General features: G+C 42.8%; 17 protein-coding genes. 6 read left to right on the top strand and 11 right to left on the bottom strand.

Going from position 1 to position 17,441, the window contains the following annotated elements; all coding sequences use genetic code 11:
• Positions 1 to 5 precede the first annotated feature (5 nt).
• Together ABIO93_RS02785 and ABIO93_RS02780 are read left to right on the top strand one after the other, a co-directional pair.
• Complete coding sequence (locus ABIO93_RS02785; RefSeq protein WP_348064197.1) at positions 6 to 1,424, top strand: dienelactone hydrolase family protein; 1,419 nt, start codon at positions 6 to 8, stop codon at positions 1,422 to 1,424.
• 105 nt (positions 1,425 to 1,529) lie between these two features.
• Entirely contained in the window at positions 1,530 to 2,162 is a 633-nt protein-coding gene (locus tag ABIO93_RS02780) for a hypothetical protein (RefSeq protein ID WP_348064195.1), read from the top strand.
• 339 nt (positions 2,163 to 2,501) lie between these two features.
• On the opposite strand, the gene ABIO93_RS02775 is transcribed toward ABIO93_RS02780, so the two are convergent.
• From ABIO93_RS02775 to ABIO93_RS02755, 5 genes are all read right to left on the bottom strand, one after another.
• Positions 2,502 to 3,104 carry a hypothetical protein gene (locus tag ABIO93_RS02775; RefSeq protein WP_348064193.1) on the bottom strand — a complete coding sequence of 201 codons (603 nt, stop codon included), beginning with the start codon at positions 3,102 to 3,104 and terminating at the stop codon, positions 2,502 to 2,504.
• 4 nt (positions 3,105 to 3,108) lie between these two features.
• Positions 3,109 to 3,981 (bottom strand): poly(3-hydroxybutyrate) depolymerase, encoded by an 873-nt coding sequence (locus tag ABIO93_RS02770; protein WP_348064191.1) that lies wholly within the window; start codon positions 3,979 to 3,981, stop codon positions 3,109 to 3,111.
• Between the two features lie 310 nt (positions 3,982 to 4,291).
• Positions 4,292 to 4,714: a VOC family protein gene (locus ABIO93_RS02765; protein WP_348064189.1), complete on the bottom strand. Its 423-nt coding sequence runs from the start codon at positions 4,712 to 4,714 to the stop codon at positions 4,292 to 4,294.
• Positions 4,715 to 4,726: 12 nt separating this feature from the next.
• Positions 4,727 to 5,230 (bottom strand): SRPBCC domain-containing protein, encoded by a 504-nt coding sequence (locus ABIO93_RS02760; protein ID WP_348064187.1) that lies wholly within the window; start codon positions 5,228 to 5,230, stop codon positions 4,727 to 4,729.
• Positions 5,220 to 5,546: a metalloregulator ArsR/SmtB family transcription factor gene (locus ABIO93_RS02755; protein WP_348064185.1), complete on the bottom strand. Its 327-nt coding sequence runs from the start codon at positions 5,544 to 5,546 to the stop codon at positions 5,220 to 5,222. The genes ABIO93_RS02760 and ABIO93_RS02755 overlap by 11 nt, the downstream gene beginning before the upstream one ends.
• A 181-nt stretch (positions 5,547 to 5,727) precedes the next feature.
• Here ABIO93_RS02755 and ABIO93_RS02750 point away from each other — a divergent pair, with 181 nt between their 5' ends.
• A complete protein-coding gene (locus ABIO93_RS02750; RefSeq protein WP_348064183.1) occupies positions 5,728 to 6,516 on the top strand; it encodes a hypothetical protein in 789 nt (262 codons plus the stop codon).
• Between the two features lie 408 nt (positions 6,517 to 6,924).
• Here ABIO93_RS02750 and ABIO93_RS02745 read toward each other — a convergent pair whose 3' ends face one another.
• From ABIO93_RS02745 to ABIO93_RS02725, 5 genes are all read right to left on the bottom strand, one after another.
• Positions 6,925 to 7,434, bottom strand: coding sequence for an SRPBCC domain-containing protein (locus ABIO93_RS02745; RefSeq protein WP_348064181.1), 510 nt, complete (start codon positions 7,432 to 7,434; stop codon positions 6,925 to 6,927).
• 4 nt (positions 7,435 to 7,438) lie between these two features.
• Positions 7,439 to 7,807 carry a metalloregulator ArsR/SmtB family transcription factor gene (locus ABIO93_RS02740; RefSeq protein WP_348064179.1) on the bottom strand — a complete coding sequence of 123 codons (369 nt, stop codon included), beginning with the start codon at positions 7,805 to 7,807 and terminating at the stop codon, positions 7,439 to 7,441.
• A gap of 193 nt (positions 7,808 to 8,000) precedes the next feature.
• Positions 8,001 to 8,819 (bottom strand): NYN domain-containing protein, encoded by an 819-nt coding sequence (locus ABIO93_RS02735; protein ID WP_348064176.1) that lies wholly within the window; start codon positions 8,817 to 8,819, stop codon positions 8,001 to 8,003.
• 11 nt (positions 8,820 to 8,830) lie between these two features.
• The gene (locus tag ABIO93_RS02730) at positions 8,831 to 9,526 is read right to left on the bottom strand and encodes a class I SAM-dependent methyltransferase (RefSeq protein ID WP_348064173.1); all 696 of its coding nucleotides are present in this window, start codon (positions 9,524 to 9,526) and stop codon (positions 8,831 to 8,833) included.
• Between the two features lie 189 nt (positions 9,527 to 9,715).
• The gene (locus tag ABIO93_RS02725) at positions 9,716 to 10,687 is read right to left on the bottom strand and encodes an SIMPL domain-containing protein (RefSeq protein ID WP_348064169.1); all 972 of its coding nucleotides are present in this window, start codon (positions 10,685 to 10,687) and stop codon (positions 9,716 to 9,718) included.
• A gap of 250 nt (positions 10,688 to 10,937) precedes the next feature.
• Between ABIO93_RS02725 and ABIO93_RS02720 the strand changes: the two genes are divergently transcribed.
• From ABIO93_RS02720 to ABIO93_RS02710, 3 genes are all read left to right on the top strand, one after another.
• Entirely contained in the window at positions 10,938 to 11,264 is a 327-nt protein-coding gene (locus ABIO93_RS02720) for a PadR family transcriptional regulator (RefSeq protein ID WP_348064165.1), read from the top strand.
• A complete protein-coding gene (locus ABIO93_RS02715; RefSeq protein ID WP_348064162.1) occupies positions 11,261 to 13,933 on the top strand; it encodes an ABC transporter permease in 2,673 nt (890 codons plus the stop codon). Before ABIO93_RS02720 ends, ABIO93_RS02715 begins: the two co-directional genes overlap by 4 nt.
• A 194-nt stretch (positions 13,934 to 14,127) precedes the next feature.
• Positions 14,128 to 14,490, top strand: a complete 363-nt coding sequence (locus ABIO93_RS02710; RefSeq protein ID WP_348064158.1) for a DUF4180 domain-containing protein — start codon at positions 14,128 to 14,130, stop codon at positions 14,488 to 14,490.
• A 455-nt stretch (positions 14,491 to 14,945) separates the two neighbouring features.
• On the opposite strand, the gene ABIO93_RS02705 is transcribed toward ABIO93_RS02710, so the two are convergent.
• Positions 14,946 to 17,246, bottom strand: a complete 2,301-nt coding sequence (locus tag ABIO93_RS02705; RefSeq protein ID WP_348064156.1) for a restriction endonuclease — start codon at positions 17,244 to 17,246, stop codon at positions 14,946 to 14,948.
• Positions 17,247 to 17,441 lie beyond the last annotated feature (195 nt).

Here is a 17,441-nt window from a genome sequence, read left to right as displayed (position 1 = left end):
CGATCATGATGACTAAAAGTCTCTACACTTTCGCCATTTTTTTTCTGACCCTGATGGTCTGTTCGGGCATATTAACCGGTGTCGTTCATTTTTTTACCGGCCCGTACATTGCTAAGTTAGAATCATTTAATAACTGGCATTTGACAGGCACTGTCGTTTCACTGGTCGGTTCAGTATTTTTGATAAAATATTATTATTTCAAAAGATACCGCCTTGTTTTTTACACAGGCATCATTGCAACCGTAACATCAGTTTGTTTTGCTTTTGTTTACTATATGATGCTTCTGCGACATAGGCAATTTGAAACGTTATATGCTCCTGCGTTGTATTCTGCCTTAATTACCGGTATCATTTATTCATTGAGCCTTACTTTTTCCAGCTCAGGTAAGCAGCCCCGGTTAAAAGCTGCCGGTATCCTATACATCATATCCGGAGTCATCCATCTGATAACTGCTATCTGGTTTTTCAGCTCTCAGGATATTCCATTGAAAGTTACATTAGAAAGCATGCACCATTGGACTTCAAGAATTAGTAGTCTGGTGCCTGTTTTGTTTATCCTGCAATTGCGAAATGAAGCTTTTCAGACAAAGGACATAGTCCTGCAAACAAGCCAGGCGAGTTCGTTAGAAGGCTGGCTAGCGCTGGCGAGAATGATGGCTCTTGGATTTACAATATATTTTGGGATTAATATCGCCAGCCAAACTTACCGGCTTGATCATATATCAGAGAGCGCGAGGATATTGGCACAGCCGTTTGAAGCGAGATATTATGCGAATGGTAAAGGAGACACCTTGCGATACCGTTTTATGAAGCCATTAGATTACAATTCTGAAAAGAAATATCCTCTTGTCATATGTCCGCATCATGGTGGCGCACACGGAACCGATAATATAAGGCAGGTGGAAGGTTCCTGGGCTGCGTACTTGTCCAGGACCGAATACCGGAAAAAGTATCCCGCTTTCCTTTTTGTCCCGCAATGTCCCCGCAATGCCGGCTGGGGAAATTACCCAGGTTATCCCGGCATCGATACCATGGTTTTCGCGGCCATGGATGCGTTGGAGAAAGAGTTTTCAATTGACGCTAAAAGGCGTTATTCAATTGGCGTTTCGGGTGGAGGGTATGCGTCATGGCATTTCATTAGTACACGCCCGACCCTGTTTGCCGCTGCGGTCCCCATTTGCGGCGGAGGTAATCCGAAGCTGGCGCACAACATTGTTGATGGCCGAGTATCAGTTTGGGCATTCCACGGCGACAAGGATGATTTAGTTCCCGTCAGCTACTCCCGTGATATGATTGCCGCAATCAAAAAAGCCGGTGGCAAACCCAGATACACCGAATTCAAGGGGGCTGGTCATAACCTGGGTGGCGCGGTTGAAAACACCCCAGGCTTATTGGATTGGCTTTTTGCACAGAAACGGGAATAACTCTGAAGTATAAACTTTTGTCATAAGTTCGAATTGTAACCTCTTGATAATTAAAGAAAAGTTAATATTTTTAAGAAAACTTTCACCTCTCAAACTTTCACGGCCATGCATCATTTTTTTACTAAAATGAAGGGACTCTCGCTCCTTATACTTGTGCTTTTCATTGCTTCCTGTGGCAACGATAATATCGAACCCACTGATCCGATTGCTGATCTTGCTTCTGACAAATCGTACCTGATCGTTGAGATGGATGGTAAAGACTATAATTTTATTGAAGGAAAGGCGGGTATTGAAATTAATGGCAGGTTTTCAACAAGCACTCAGCACCCAAACGCTGGACACGGCGGCGGTTTCTCGATGAAAGACAGCACGGATTGGTATATCATATTCTTTTTCAACCGCGAAGACTTGAAAGCCAATACAGCGAATGCAAAAAAACTGTTTGACGTCAAGAAATATGATTATCTCCGGCTTGACAGAAACTACGAATTCGTGAATATTTTGGGTGTCGAGGTGGGTACCACGAAAGATATGGGCAATGGTACAGCGCTGTTAAAAAATACATTATACCAGGAAAATCAAAATCCTCAGTCGTTTGAAGTGACGAAAGTATTTCTCTCACCGACTTCCGATAAATTTGTATTTGTAGAAGGTAATTTCGAATGCTGGTTGGGAGATTTCCAGGTACGTAAGAAAGTGAAAGGAAAGTTTCGGATACAAGTACAGGTTTCGGAGTAGGGGGCGGCTGAATCTGCTATTTCAGTATCGCAATAGATCTAGCAGCCTGTCAGCTGTAATGAATCATTCGTAGCCAAGATTTAATTCCTGAGCTTCTTCTGCTAAGAATTTGAAATTTTTGATTCGTGTTTCCTTCTGATGCTCAGCATACTTTACCAAATCATCCAGCAAATGCGCTTGTGACTTCCTGCTTTTCTGAATGGAATGACACCCTGTTCAAGCAACTTCACGATATGCGGCCTTGACAAATGAAGCATATCAGCCGCCTGCTGTGTACTGACCTCTGAGTCAGATGGAATAAGCGAAATTGCCTTCCCCGACGCCATGAAATATCAAAACCTACCTTTTCACCACCCTATCAATCGCCCTAACAATCACCTCCCTATTCTTTGCCATTTTAATGAAATTAGGGAGTCTTTCGACCATTGTCGTGTGGGTGTTGGTCTGGCGTTCTCTCAATTTTGCGGAAACGTAGTCCCGGATTTCGTTTAAATGTGCCCGGTTATAAGCCCAGAAAATTTCGCCTTTGATGTCTGTTTGAAACCAGAGCGGGAGATTGAAGACGGGGTCGCAGGCACCTTTGCCGTCGTATTTCAATTGGTACTGGTCGTTTTTGGGTTTGTAAGTTCTGACGATGCCGCAATGCGGGCAAGGGATTGTTAGCTTTTCGACTTTCTCCTTATTATTGGGAAGGGTAGTGTCAATCGCTTTTCCACAATTTTCACAGGCCCGTTTCACAATCGCTTCATACCTGATCCGGTCATTTGCCTTTTCAATGTGGTTGCAGCTTTTGCAAACCAATTTATCATGACTGGTATCTAGCGCTTGATTCGTCGTGACTGTCGCCATAGCCCCGCATTTGGGACATTCCACCAAAAATTCATTCATGAAGGAGTACCGCACCTTTGCGGATCCGGAATATCTTAGATTTTTGTCTTCCATGAAACTACTTTTCTATCTGTCTCTTAAAAAACGCCCAGGTTTCCTCAAAAACATCAATATCCGTCAGAAACTCATGCTTGCCGTTGATAACTTTGAGTAGCGTCACTTCTGGTTTCCCTTTTTTCTGATAAGTATATTTTTCAATGGTAATGTCATTATTCGGATTCGCATCAGGCACCATTGACTTTACAGGCTCGCCACTATATCCGTCGAGTTTTGCCCAATATTGAAACGACTGATCCGTGGCGCGTACATTACCAAGCGTCACACCTGCCGTTTTCACTTCGCCGCCATTGTAAGGATTGGTTGCATCCGCAGTTCCGTTGGTGATCATCACCGGTAGCGGGACATTCATGGGTGTACAATCCATATTTTCATCGGTAGGCAAATTGGCCACAATTGCGGAAATAGCTTTGATTTTTCCCGGCATTGTTAACGCCAGCTTGTAAGACATATGCCCGCCGCCTGAAAAACCGGTCGCAAAAACATGTGCTTTGTTGATTTTGTATTTTTTGGAAAAGAAATCAATCATTTGAGAGAAAAAGGCTTCCTCATTCAGGTTTTCAGTGTTCGCTACCGCCGTGGAGGCTTTGCGACATTCATTCCAATACCTTTTATAACCGGCCGGATAAACCAATACCAGATTTTCGGCCTCAGCTCTGGCCTGCAGTTTAGCGGCTCGCGGCGCGAAACCCATTGGCTCGCCACCCGAACCGTGCATTACAAAAACAAGGCTGGCTCCGGGTTTAGCTTTAACGGATTTGTCATATACAAAAACGCGCTGATGGCCTTCAATCAGTAGGGAGTCGGTGACTAATTGCGCTTTTACAGAAAGGAAAGTAAGCAAAAGCAATGCAGGTAAAATGAACTTGCGCATGTCGGGAATAGGTAGCTTAATGTGTCATGCAAGTTACATTAAGTCGATATTATTCCAAAGAGCAAGCCTTTTGCTATTCGTCGCCATTCATAGTCTGATATTGTCATTTATTGTCATTCATTATTTATACATGGCCAGAGAATGTCACTTGTTGCTGTTCACTGAGAACACACAGGTTCTGGCAGCACCCAATAACAAATGACAAACCCTGACTATCAATGACAACATTCCACTCAGCATAAACCCCTGAATGTTAAACTAATATATATGACAAATCCTGACAATAAATGACTCAGAATGAAACACCTTTTCAAGCATTCTCCAATGTCGCAATATCAAACTTCGACATCTGCATAAATGCCTCGATCACTCTCGGTGCCTTTTCCGGATCTGACATCAATTTTCCCAAAACAGCCGGTACCACTTGCCAGGACATACCGAATTTATCGTCGAGCCAGCCGCATTGGTCATACTTGCCGCCTTCGCCCAGTTTTTCCCAGTAGTAGTCGATTTCTTCCTGCGTCTCACATTCAATGACGAATGAGGTAGCGGGTGAAAATTTGTAATGCGGGCCGCCATTCAGTCCCATGAATTTGAAACCATTCAGCTCAAAGGTTACAACCATCGGGTTCTCGGCGGTGATTTTTGAATTTTTGAAAATGGAGCAGTAGTAGTCGGCTGCTTCTTTGGCGTTTCCGTCATACCAAAGGCAAGGATAAAGTGGTTTGGTCATTTTATTTGAAGTTTAGTTGTTTACAATACTATTAGCGAATAATTCGTCCAGCTTTCTAAATCCTTCGTTCAATCCGCCTTCCATGCCTGATTGTAGCAGGCCGTCACGGTCTTCCACGGATTTGAAAACGGATTGAATGTGTAGGCGGGTGCGGTTTTTAGGTAGCTCGGTCATCGTTAGAAATTCCAGTGAAACATGTCCGCGCTCGGGCAGTCCCTCGAACTCAAAAGTCCTGATAATCCTTTCTGGTGCAGTTACCTCATGGATTACACCATTAAATCCAAATTCACCACCGCCATTGCAGAGCGAGTGAACAAAGCGGTAAGAGCCACCCGAGCGGCTGTCGAATTTATCAATTCTCATTTCCATATCGTTCGGCCCTAGCCATTGTAGCAGGAACTCAGGCTCGTTGAAAGCGCGAAATACCAATTCCCGCGGCGCTTCAAATTCCCGCTCGATGAAAAACTCTTGTTTGCCTTTTTCGGCAGTGATCTTAGTTGCGTTTTTACTTAGCATTTTCCTTTGCTTTTAAGTTGTCCAATAATGTGTCTAAACGGTCGAAGCGCTCTTCCCACATTTTCTGGAATGGCGCTAACCAATCGGCTACTTCTTTCATTTTCTGGGGATTAAAGTGATAATAAATCTCCCTTCCATTTTGCTGCTGGTTGACGAGCTGGCATTCAGTCAATATTTTAATGTGTTTTGAAACTGCCTGTCTGCTGGTGTCAAAGTGCTCGGCCAATGCATTCGGTGTCATCGCCTGCATCGCGATCAACATCAATATAGCCCGTCGCGTCGGGTCTGCTATGGCTTGAAATACGTCTCTTCTCATCACTCAAATTTGTCTACTTGCTACCAATCGGTTGCAAGTATAAGTGCAATTAATCGGTTGCGCAAGTTTTTTGGATAAAATATTTTTGGGAATGTCAAATTCAATGAAGTCAATTCATTTTTTCTTTGCGACCTTTTAACTTTCTTGACCTTCAATAATATATAACCTGATCATTACCCGCATGAGCTTCATAAAACTGCCTTATATTTTTCTCCTTGTTGTTATTTCAAATGCCGCATTTGCCCAGCAGCAACGGGATACTTCTTTTACTTTTAGTAAATATTATAACCTGGTAAAAGGTAGCGAAGCATCAGCCCAAAGACAGATAGAGTTACAATCCGACATTGACACCACCTGGTTCCGTTGGAAGGAGCGAGGGTATAGTTTTGGATTTATTCCTTCCAAAACACCAATGTACACCACCGTAAATGGCGTTTTGAGCACGCCATATATGGTCCAGGTGCGCGGTAATGCCGAAGAGCGGAACAAAAAACGCTGGGGTTACCACGTTTTTGAAGGTTATGCCAAAGACGATAAATCGCGTATTACCATGCTGGTCAACAAACACATCGAAATGGAACGGCCGGTTGCAGAACTATACTATTATTCAACGGTTTATAATCACGACGAGACGGCTTACAACTGGTTCAAGATTGGTTCGGACGTTAAGCAGCATTCATTTATGTTCGGTCGGGATAAAGCGTTATTCTACGGATCATTGAAATTGACCAATGCATTAACATTGGGCTCCATTGGAAAAGAAGACATTTCAGCCACCAAACCCGACGGCGACGACGAACAGAATGCGGAAAAGGATGCTAAATATGTGAATTATAAAGAGTTGAAAAACGGTGGGGACGGTACTATTTTCTATGACAAAGACCGGGACATTGTCGTTATCAAGATTAAAGGTAAGTGGATGAAAGTGGCGGTGGAGGCACTGCCGGAGGGAGTGGAGTATGGGTTTTGAGAGAGCGTAGGACATTTTTGTTAAACCTAAAATGATTAGTTAAATTTGAGTAACACATCTGAAGAAATTATGGCTAACACAGCACTAGACTACAGGAAAGAATCGCAAAAAGAGGGGCATACTCGTACTACCGAATCGCTTGTAAAACATGAAATTGCTAATCGCCCGCTTTCAAGAAAGGCTCAGGAGGCGAAGATTTTTCTCGAGAGAAACCCCATTCCAAAAGAGTTTCTCAAATCGTAGATAATGGTATACCGCTAAAATAATTGATATTCAAATATTTACAGACGTAATATCATTCCCCAAAATAGTCATTTGTAGTCAGGCATTGCGACAATAGTTCAGTTTTTCCTGCTTTCGCCGGCCTCACTAACATTACAATACCTGACAACCCATGACAATAACTGACTAACCCTGAATCTTCTCAAGGTACCCCTCCAACTGGTCAAAAGTCCCGCCAAATCCTTGATGCATACTGTCCATTATTGAGTAATAAGTTTCAATCTGAGCCTGCGTGGCGTTGATCGGATGGCCTTGCAGCGTCAATGTGGTTATCCCACCGTTTTCTTCCAATGTAATCTGATTGAAAACTTCCAGCGGAAAATCCATCGGGAATGGCGAGGTAATAATGTTTCCTTCCGAGTCGGCGAATGAGTTGATGAATTCCAGTAAGTCGGCGCGTTGAATGGTTTTATATTGGAACAAGCCCCACATTACGTGACCGTTGCCTTCCATTTTATAATGCGTGCTACCGCCTGGTTTAAAATCAAAACGTTCCACTGAAAGCTGGCTACCCGCCGGTCCCCACCATTCACTGAATGCTTCGGGTGATGCAAAAGCGTCGAATACAAGCGTTCTGGGCGCTTTAAACTGTCTTACGATCTTCAAACCTTCTCTTTTTTCTGTCTGTTGTTCCATGTTATTAATTGTTTGATTGATTGTTATTTGATTCCTCATTTGATTTATTACTAGCCTGAATTTTACTTAGATAACTTCCCAGCGAATCGAATTGCTCGTTCCAGAACTGACGGTATTGGTCTACCCAGTTGGATACCTCGCTCAGCCCATCCAGTTTAGCTTCACAAAATCTTTCCCGTCCTTCCTGCCTCACGACTACCATTCCGCACTCAGTAAGGATTTTAATGTGTTGGGAAACAGCTGGTCTGCTGATGTCGAAATTATCCGCAATGGCATTGAGGTTCATAGCCTTATGGGCGATCAGGTTAATGATCTGTCGTCGGGTAGGATCTGCTATGGCCTGGAAAACGTCTCTTCTCGCTTCGATTGACATGATGTGTAAGTATTTGCTTACACAAAAGTATATGTAAGTATTCGCTTACGCAAATTTTTGAAGAAATTTTTTTTAGATCTAGATGTATGGCTAGTTCATAGTTGAGACCAGCCTCACATGCGCCACCATGCCCGCACACCCGTATGTGTCGCAAGTTGAGGCACACTAGCCCAAGGCCACACTAGCCCAAGGCTTAAGCCTTGGGTTGAGGTTCGCGGATGCGTTCGGGTTCGCGTTTCGGTTTGAGTTTGATCAGAGGGTGGTTCAGCCCGTTTACCTCGTTGTTGACGATCTTGTATTTGGCCAGGCTTTTCAGGAGTTGAGTCAATGTCTTGAACCCATAGGTGCGGGAGTCGAAGCTGGGGTCAATTTTTCGTAGTGAGGATCCTAATTTTGAAATCAGCGCTTCTTCCTCTTCATTCGTCGATATTTCAAATGCCTTATCAATGATCGTCATGTCAATTTTCGGGAATTTCCGGCGTGCTTCGGTATTCCTGGCTTCTTTTTGAATTTTCTCTTGCGGCGTAACATCAACCTTTTTGATCTCAGGTTCTTCCGTTGTTGCATCCAGCTCCGCCACCAAATTCTCGCTGAATGTAAAAATTTCGCATGAATTGACAAACGCAATCGGTGTCGTTTTTCTCCCGATACCCATCACGAAAAGGCCTTCTTCGCGGATCCTTTTTGCCAAACCGGTATAGTCGCTGTCACTCGAAACGATACAAAACCCGTCGACACTTTTGCTATGCAGAATGTCCATAGCATCAATGATCAATGAACTGTCTGTCGAATTTTTACCGGTCGTGTAAGAAAATTTCTGGATCGGGCTGATCGAATGATGGTTGACGATCTCTTTCCAGCTATTCATATTAGAACTTGTCCAGTCGCCATAGATCCTTCGGATGGTCGCTTTTCCATATTTGGAGACCTCCTCCAGCATTTCCTTCATGAACTTGGCTTGCGCATTGTCCCCGTCGATCAATACCGCAATGTTGAATTTAATTTCGCTCATTTGGTTCACATTTAGCTAAGTTTGGTCGCTATCCAGCCACCGAATATCAGAGATTGAGTAAATATATGAGGTTTTCCAAAGCCGGTTTCTGCGAGCAATTCAACCAACCTTTCCTGTGAAATTGGAAACAAAGATTGCCTGATATGCCCGATCCCGCCCTCTACCATCTGAGGGTCAAAGCCTTTGCCCAACAAAAGAGCCCGAAGCAATTCCAGATTGTAATCGAACGACTCCCCGGCACCAAAAATGTCTACCATCACCAGAAGAGCCCCTTTTTTCAATCGCTGTGCAATACTTTGAAGCAAATGCAATTTTGATCCATCATCCGGAAGAAAATGAAAAACCAGGATCGAAAGCGCAGCATCCCACTTTTCTTCTAAGGGCAAGTCAGCGACCAGACCGGTTACAAGTTCACATTGATGGTCAGGATAGGCAGATTTCAGTTTTGTTTCAGCCTGTGCAGCCATCTCAGGGGAGGGGTCCACACCGGTAATTTTCCAGGCACTGGTGAATTGAAGCAGGTTTACAATTTCCGCACCCGTACCGCTTCCGACTATCAAAACATTCTTTTCATCATCAATACCGAGATGGTAGCCGAGCAAAGAAGGCAAAAGCCCCTGAATGGAATCATATTCCGGGCACCATACCCGGATCGACTGATCATAAGTTTGAGCCCTGGGTCCTTCAAATATCTCGACTGTTTTCATAAAAAAATACCTTGTGCGATAAAACGATTTGGTTCTGTTGCACAAGGTAATGTCTTTTGAGATATATTTTTGAAGAAGTTCGGCGCAGGGTAGAATCTATAGTTTCGGCGTATTTTATAACTACGGTGTCTCGTTTTCCAGTCTCTGGAACACATTTAATTTCTACTTCAAACTGATATTCCGGATTACTTATTTCAAAATCAGCTTTTTACTTTCGCCAATAGGGGTGATGATGTAATAGTTTTTCATCGGCTTAAATAAATAAATAATATCAAGCTGATATGTCACCTGAATCATGGGTTCCAATACAACCGGGTTCATTACTACATCAAAACTCTCATAAGTGACTGGCTGGTAATATTGAGAGACCGACTTCACTGTTTCGTTAACTAGGCCCTTTTTCTCAGGTTTTAATGAGGTTCTTGCAAAAGCCTGGTAGCCCGAATAACGTGTCTCGGGTAATATTACATGAAAGTTTTCGCCAATGACTTTTTTCAATGTATCCAGATTTAAATTCAGGCCCTCATAAGATCTGACCCTGTTTTTGACTTCCAAAATACACTTATTGCGTAGGCTATCTTTGAAGCTTTCTACATCTGAGCTAAAACAGTCTACCTTCACCAGATCATAAATTTCCGATTGCGCGGCAATCGTCACCAGTTCATCAATCCGCGAAGACTTTTTGTAGCGGATACTTAGATTTTTCTGCATTTCGAAGCCCGCGGGAATTTCGTTATAAGTCTTGCTAAATAGCCGGTTTTCTGTTTCAATCTCATATTTCGGTACAAACGAAATCATATCGATACTGATATCTGACGCGATAATTCCAGCTTCCAGCAACTTTGCTTTGAGTTTATTCAGCCGCTCGCGCATCATTTGATCTGTCATTTCCGCAGTTCCGGCAGTTTGTACAATGTTGAATGTTGCCACATAAGTATCTGGCAATGCATTAATCAATCCTTTTACGGAAACCCTGACCGTGCTATCGTTAATTTCGGAGATATTGCTCTGAAACCGCTCGGCGGGGAGCATTGAAGTACCATTATGATAAATGCTGTTACCAGCCGATTTTGGCGACACGTATTGAGAATTTCCCATCACCTGAGCAGTGATTTTTGCGGAATTTAATAGAATAAGGATCACCAAAGTAAATTTTTTCATATTGTTCAGCAAAAGATTTGGCTTGAATATTAACCTGCCTTTGTTAGTATTGCCAAAGCGATTATCCTCCGGTTGCCAAATTTTTTAAACGGATGATCATCTGTTCATCATTGCGCGTTCAATGTTCATTTTTGAACAAAATCAATTTTTGATAATTCCAATAACTATTTAATTATAAGCTACTTGATTGCCGGTTGTTTCTTTGGCATACCATTTGTTTAGCAAATATCAATAAAATACATTTCAACAAATGGGAAGATCATACCTGGGCGAATTTGAAGAACTAGTCCTGCTCGCAGTAACCGTCCTCAACACCGGAGCATACGGTGTCAGCATTGCCGAAGAACTCCGCCAGCGTGCCAACCGCACCATCAGCCTCAGCGCAGTGCACATTGCATTGTACCGCCTCGAAGAAAAAGGCTACGTCACTTCCGAAATGGGCGGGGCCACATTGAGTCGTGGCGGAAGAAAAAAACGGCTTTTCAGCATCACTACCGCAGGCCGTGAAATGCTGGCCGAAATCCAGGAAGTACGTGCTCAGTTCTGGAACGCTATCGTAACCCCAGCCCAATCATGAAAAACAAAAATCACATCTCCCCGCCACGTTGGGCAGATAAGCTATTTAAGCTCCTATGCCCGCCCGAACTGTTCGAAGAGCTCCAAGGCGACCTGCACGAACAATTCGAACTAGACATAGACAGAGTAGGCGTAAAAGCCGCCAAAAAAATTTACACACTAGAAGCTCTAAAATTCACAAAACCATATTTCCTAAAAAAACGAATCCTAACCCTAAAAAGAGCTAAAAGCCAACAGCTAAAAGCTAACACCCCAAAAAGCCCGAAAGCCGAAAACCGACAGCCGATAGCCCTCACAATCATGCTCCAAAACTACCTCACCACCGCCCGGCGTACCCTTTCCCGCCACAAATCCTACACCGTCATCAACGTCCTCGGGCTCGTGCTCGGGATGAGTTGCGGGATACTCATCTTTTCGCTCGTCAATTATCACGTCGGTTTTGACAAATTCCATACAAAGGCCGACCGCATTTACCGCGTCACTTCCGAGTTGCACAATGAAACCGTCATCAAATATGGCAATGTGCCGCAGCCCATCGGCGCTGCCATGCGCGACGATTATTCGTTTGTCGAAAAAGCCTCGATGCTTATCAGCTTTGGCGGGAGTATTTCGTTTCCGTCCCGGAAAGACAATGCGAAGTTCAGTGACGGAGTATCCTATACGGAGCCGGATTTTTTTGGGATCATGGACTTCCCGTTCGTCGCCGGAAACCCGAAGACCGCGCTCTCGCAGCCCAATACCGCCGTCATCACCGAGGAACTGGCTGAGAAATATTTTCACGGCGAAAACGCTATCGGCAAAAGTTTCCGGCTGGACAATAAGACGGATTTCACCGTCACCGGCATCCTCAAAAACCTGCCCGAAAACACCGATATCCGCCAGCAGATATACGTTTCTTACCCGACCATCAGCCAAACCACGCCCTGGCTCAATACCTGGGGCGGCATAATGAGTGTCACCCAGGCCTACGTTCTGCTGAAACCCGGCACCGACGCCAACAAGGCCGACAAAGCCATGGCCAGCATTTCCACCAAATATTACAATGCGAAAGACGCGAAAACCTTCAAATTCCATTTGCAGCCACTTTCTGATATTCACATGAATCAGGAATTCGACGGTGCCGTCGCCAAAAGCCAGCTCATTGCGCTCTCGCTCATCGCCGTTTTCCTCATCATTACCGCTTGCGTCAACTTCATCAATCTCGCCACCGCCCAGGCATTGGGCCGCAGCACAGAGATCGGCGTCCGTAAAGTAATGGGTAGCAGGAAAGGGCAGCTTTTCTGGCAATTCATCACCGAAACGGCCCTCATCACGCTCATTGCATTCATTTTCGCCATCGGCCTGTCGTACCTCGCATTGCCTTATATGAACGAGCTGCTGTCGACCCGCGTCACGCTCGATTTGCTAAAAGACATTAGCCAACCCATTTTCATCACCTGCCTGCTCCTCGTTGTCACCTTCATTTCCGGCTCCTATCCCGGGCTGGTCCTCGCAGGTTTTCAGCCGATTATGGCGCTGAAAGGAAAACTGACACAGAACCAGGTCGGTGGATTTTCCATCCGCAAGGGATTGGTCGTGACCCAGTTTGCCATTTCGCAAACACTATTGATTGCTACCATTGTCGTCACCAGCCAGATGCAGTTCAACAGCGAGGCCGATATGGGTTTTAAGAAAGACGCTATCGTGATACTGCCCGTGCCAGAAACCACAACGACCAAACAGAGCGCCATGCGCGCACGGTTTTCTCAATTGCCGGAAGTCGAGAAAATCACGTTTCTGAATGTCCCACCGGCATCGCCACAGAATAATCTGGATACCGGCCTCCGGTATGCGGGGAGGCCTGAGGATGAAAAATTCAACATTTTTTACAAAACCGGCGATCCGGAATACCTTTCCACGTTCGGGCTTAAACTCGTTGCAGGCCGCAATCTGGCACAATCCGACACCACAAGGGAGTATCTGCTGAACGAGACGGCCATTAAAAAGCTTGGCATAGAGCCAGAAGAAGCAATCGGTAAAAATGTGAACATCAATCACCGCAGCGGTACCATCGTCGGTGTCATGAAAGATTTCCATAATGCCTCGTTCCGCCAGAAGATTGACCCTGTTTGCCTTACCACGCGGGCCGATAATTATTCTCAATGCGCCCTGAAAGTGAGCGGCCGCAACCTGCCCGTGACGCTTGCTTCCATCGAAAAAGCGTGGAACGAAACCAATCCCGAGTACATTTACAATTACCAGTTCCTGGACGAGCACCTGCAACATTTTTACGAAACCGACCAGCTCATGCTGCAACTCATGTGGCTCTTCGCCGCCATCGCGATCTTCATCGGCTGCCTCGGCCTGTACGGTCTCATCTCCTTCATGGCTGCCCAAAAAACCAAAGAAATTGGGGTTCGCAAAACCTTGGGTGCCGGCGTGGGAAGCATTGTCTGGCTTTTCGGCAAGCAATTCGCCCAGCTGCTAGTGATCGCCTTCGTCATCGCCGCCCCCATCGGCTGGTGGCTCATGAATAAGTACCTCGCTGATTTTCAGTACCATATAGACCTCAATGCTACGATTTTCATTGCTGCGATTGGGATTACGTTTTTGATTGCGATCGTGACGGTAGGGTATCGGTCGGTGAAGGCTGCGCTGATGAATCCGGTGAAGGCGCTAAGAAGTGAATGAATTAATTAATGAATGAATGAATGAATGAATGAATGAATGAATGAATGAATGAGTGAATGAGTGAATGAGTGCCCCCGTGGAACGGAATGAGTGCCCCCGTGGAACGGAATTAGTGAGTGAGTGAGTAATTAAATTTTGGCATTTGGTCAATCAGGCAGCTGCCTTACTTTCTTTTAATTTATTCAAACATTCAAATGAACATCATATCGCATACTGTCAATGAAATCCAGATTGGCGAAGTAACGTCGGACGAGCTGATTATTGAAACGGCCGAAGACGGATTGGACCTGCTTGGTAATCTCTATTACCAGGGATTTGACAGCATTGTCATTCACGAAGAGAACATTGCACCCTCATTCTTTGACCTCAAAACGGGCATTGCCGGAGAGATACTTCAAAAATTTTCCAACTACCGCATGCGTCTGGCCATTATTGGTGACTTTGAGAAATATCCTGGGAAAAGTATACGGGATTTTATTTTTGAGAGTAATAGGAGTGGGCGGGTTAATTTTTTGGGTAGTGTTGGGGAGGGGTTGGAGAGGCTTTCGAAAATGTAGTGAGTGAGGTTTCGAGGTGGGATGGAATGCGGTGCTCTGACCGGGAATGAGTTGATGACGATTGGTCGGCGGGATTCAAGGTGCCGTATTGTTAAATTCGTATTAGTTTCGAATGCTGCGCCCCGTTCGTTTATTTGAATGTTCATTTCTCACCAATCCTTCGCAGGCCTCTGGCCGGGTAAAGATCAACTCTTACTAGGTGCAGATAATCCTTCTGTTTCTCTCGACATTCCCTGGTTGATGCTCTCTCATTGTTTACGTATTTGTGGTGAAGATATGGGGGGAAATTTGGCATAGACACTACAATATACACTTATCACAATAACTGCCTGAGATTTAAAAGGATTGCAGCATTGGGAATTACCGCTTCAAAACAACACCTACAAATAGAAAACTGCACTAAAATTGTGTAATAATCATCCTGTAACAAAATTTAAAAAATATTCAAGAAAGGTCTACTGTAAGTCTTCTTGAACATCACTATTGTCCCTGGTTCGTAAGCTATCAAAAATGTCCTTTATTGTCTTATTATCATCCTTTTTCTGCGTAGATATTCGAGAATTATTTTCATTTGACCAGTTATATCCATAGGTATTTTCCTTTTCTTGTTTTTTAATTTTCTCTTCTATTTTTCTTTCGATGGGTTCAATATCTACCCTGAACGCGTTAGCTAGGCTTTTAAGCTCTGTTAATTTGTCCTCTAAATTGTCATCTGTGTTGTCAGCTTCGTCTTCTATTAGGATAAAAATTTTAGTACAAAAAGTCGGATTGTCTACAATAAAAAAATTAAATTCGTCAGGGAAAAATACTTCTAATCTTCGAATTTCATAAATTTCATCAAATTCATGAATACTCTGAGAAAGCTGGCTAATAATTAAGAATTCGTCAACTTCTAGATCAAGATAAAACTCGTTTAATAGATTGATATAGCATTTAAGTTCATTTCCATGAAGCTCCTTTGGGTACAACATTTTTTCGAACTTAATTTTAGTAAATTTATGCAAATCTGGAAAACTGGCTACTGTTAAATTAGTAATTATTTCGTTTAGCTTTATATAATCAGAAAGAGATGACCTTCCCCAGCCCTGGTAACGTGATCCCGTCAGAGAAACAAAGCTTAAAATGTCAAAATCGCTAATAATCCTATGTATAGCTATTTGCTTCAATTCGTCATCTAACGGTATTTGATTCCATGGAATAAATTTCGAGTCATCGTAAGAAAATATTTGAAATAGTTGATTGAAATATTTTGCGGATATGATTATATCTCTAATATAGTCTCCATATTCTCTAAAATAGAACACTAAAAAATCTTGCACTGACGGATTTTGATATTCAATTGCCAGTTTGTTGGCTGAATCTTTGCGGATTTCAACAAAAGTGTTTTCTAGCTCTTTAACTGATTTTTTAAATTCTATTTCGTTATAATTTATCCTATATGTATTCCAATTTTTCTCTACGAAATTTTTTGTGATTGCTTTTAAGTCTTCTAAAAGAATCAATGTACCGATTGTCATTAGGTTAGCTAAAATGCATTGAGACAGCTTAGATATCTGGTTTTCAAATGAATGCTTCCAAACACTTTGTGGGTTTTTTATAAATTCAACAAACTTGTTCGAAAAATCGCTTGGATCAATTGTCTTCCAAATGTCATCATTAGTTATAGTTTGGATAATCCTAGGATTGTAATTTGGATGATCGATTATAGTTTGGTATGTATTTGTTTTAAGTAAATTTTGAATGTGGGCCTCTGATAGATTAGAGAAAAAAAGGTGGTTGTATAAAATTTTTGCCCTCACAATTTTAGTATATTGAGATAAGTCTAATATACACTTTCCAAATTCGAGTAGCGGGTTATTAAATATGTCATATTTCTGTTTTGCCTGCACCAGTATATATTCCCGAGTAGTCATTATAATTATTTTATCAAGTGATTTTGACACTTTTTCGATGAATTTAACTATCCGTTGTTCTTCATTGGTGTTTAATTTGTTTTCCAGAAAGTTGGTGCCTAGAAAGTCATCAAATAGAAAAATTTGCTTTTTCCCTTCGCGGTAGCTTGTATACCCGTCATTTATTGAGTCCGACAGAAATATAAATTCGTCAAAACCATTTGCGAGGTAGTGATAGACAAGGATTCTAGCTAGCGTTGTTTTTCCTATTCCTGGTATACCAGATATTATCACATATTTCTTTTCTTTAATTATGTTGTTAGCCTTATAGTAACTTTCGTTGTCAACATAGAGATTGATCGTGTTTTTTATTGACTCTTCTTCGAAGTTAGATTGATTATATATCTTACTATTAAGAAGTCTATCAAGTATATTCGAGCTGGATAGCCACAGCTTAAAATGAACCTTCTCGATTTCAGGATATATACCTAATAAGTTGTTTAAATCACTTCGACCTAAAATATCAGAGGTGCTTAAAATGAACGGCTTAAATAGGGTCAGTATGACATCTTTTTGATGGGGAGTTAAATCAACAGTGGTAGACACTATGTAACTTACAGGGCTTAGTTTATTTACTTTTGGTAATTCTTTTTCTAGGTTTCGAATTAAAGCATTATAGTCTTTGTATCTTTTGCATTGGATTATTAGGGTTTTTTCCAGTGATATTGAATGCCTGAGATCTATACCACCATCTCTGCCACTTGCAAAAGATTCTAATGTTATTTGTAAATATTTTTGAAGAAGGTCTCTTGTCAGATCCTCAAACTCTGGGGGTGACAAATTTAAAAAATTATAGTCTGGCATGAGGGTTGCAGTTAGTCGATATCATGAGTTTTGGCGGACGATGTTGTAAACTACGAATTTGTAATTAGCCGCTAATGGATGAAAGCGCTAGAAACTGTTTTTCTAATGTAAAGATCAATTTATAGAGGAGACAATGCGAATCTATTAAAGCTGTTTTCGCAATTTACGGTTGATTACGGTACACGTACCGATATT

The sequence above is a fragment of the Dyadobacter sp. genome (assembly GCF_039919315.1).
In the GTDB taxonomy this organism is placed as follows: Bacteria; Bacteroidota; Bacteroidia; order Cytophagales; family Spirosomataceae; genus Dyadobacter.
This window is presented reverse-complemented; position numbering and strand designations above follow the sequence as displayed.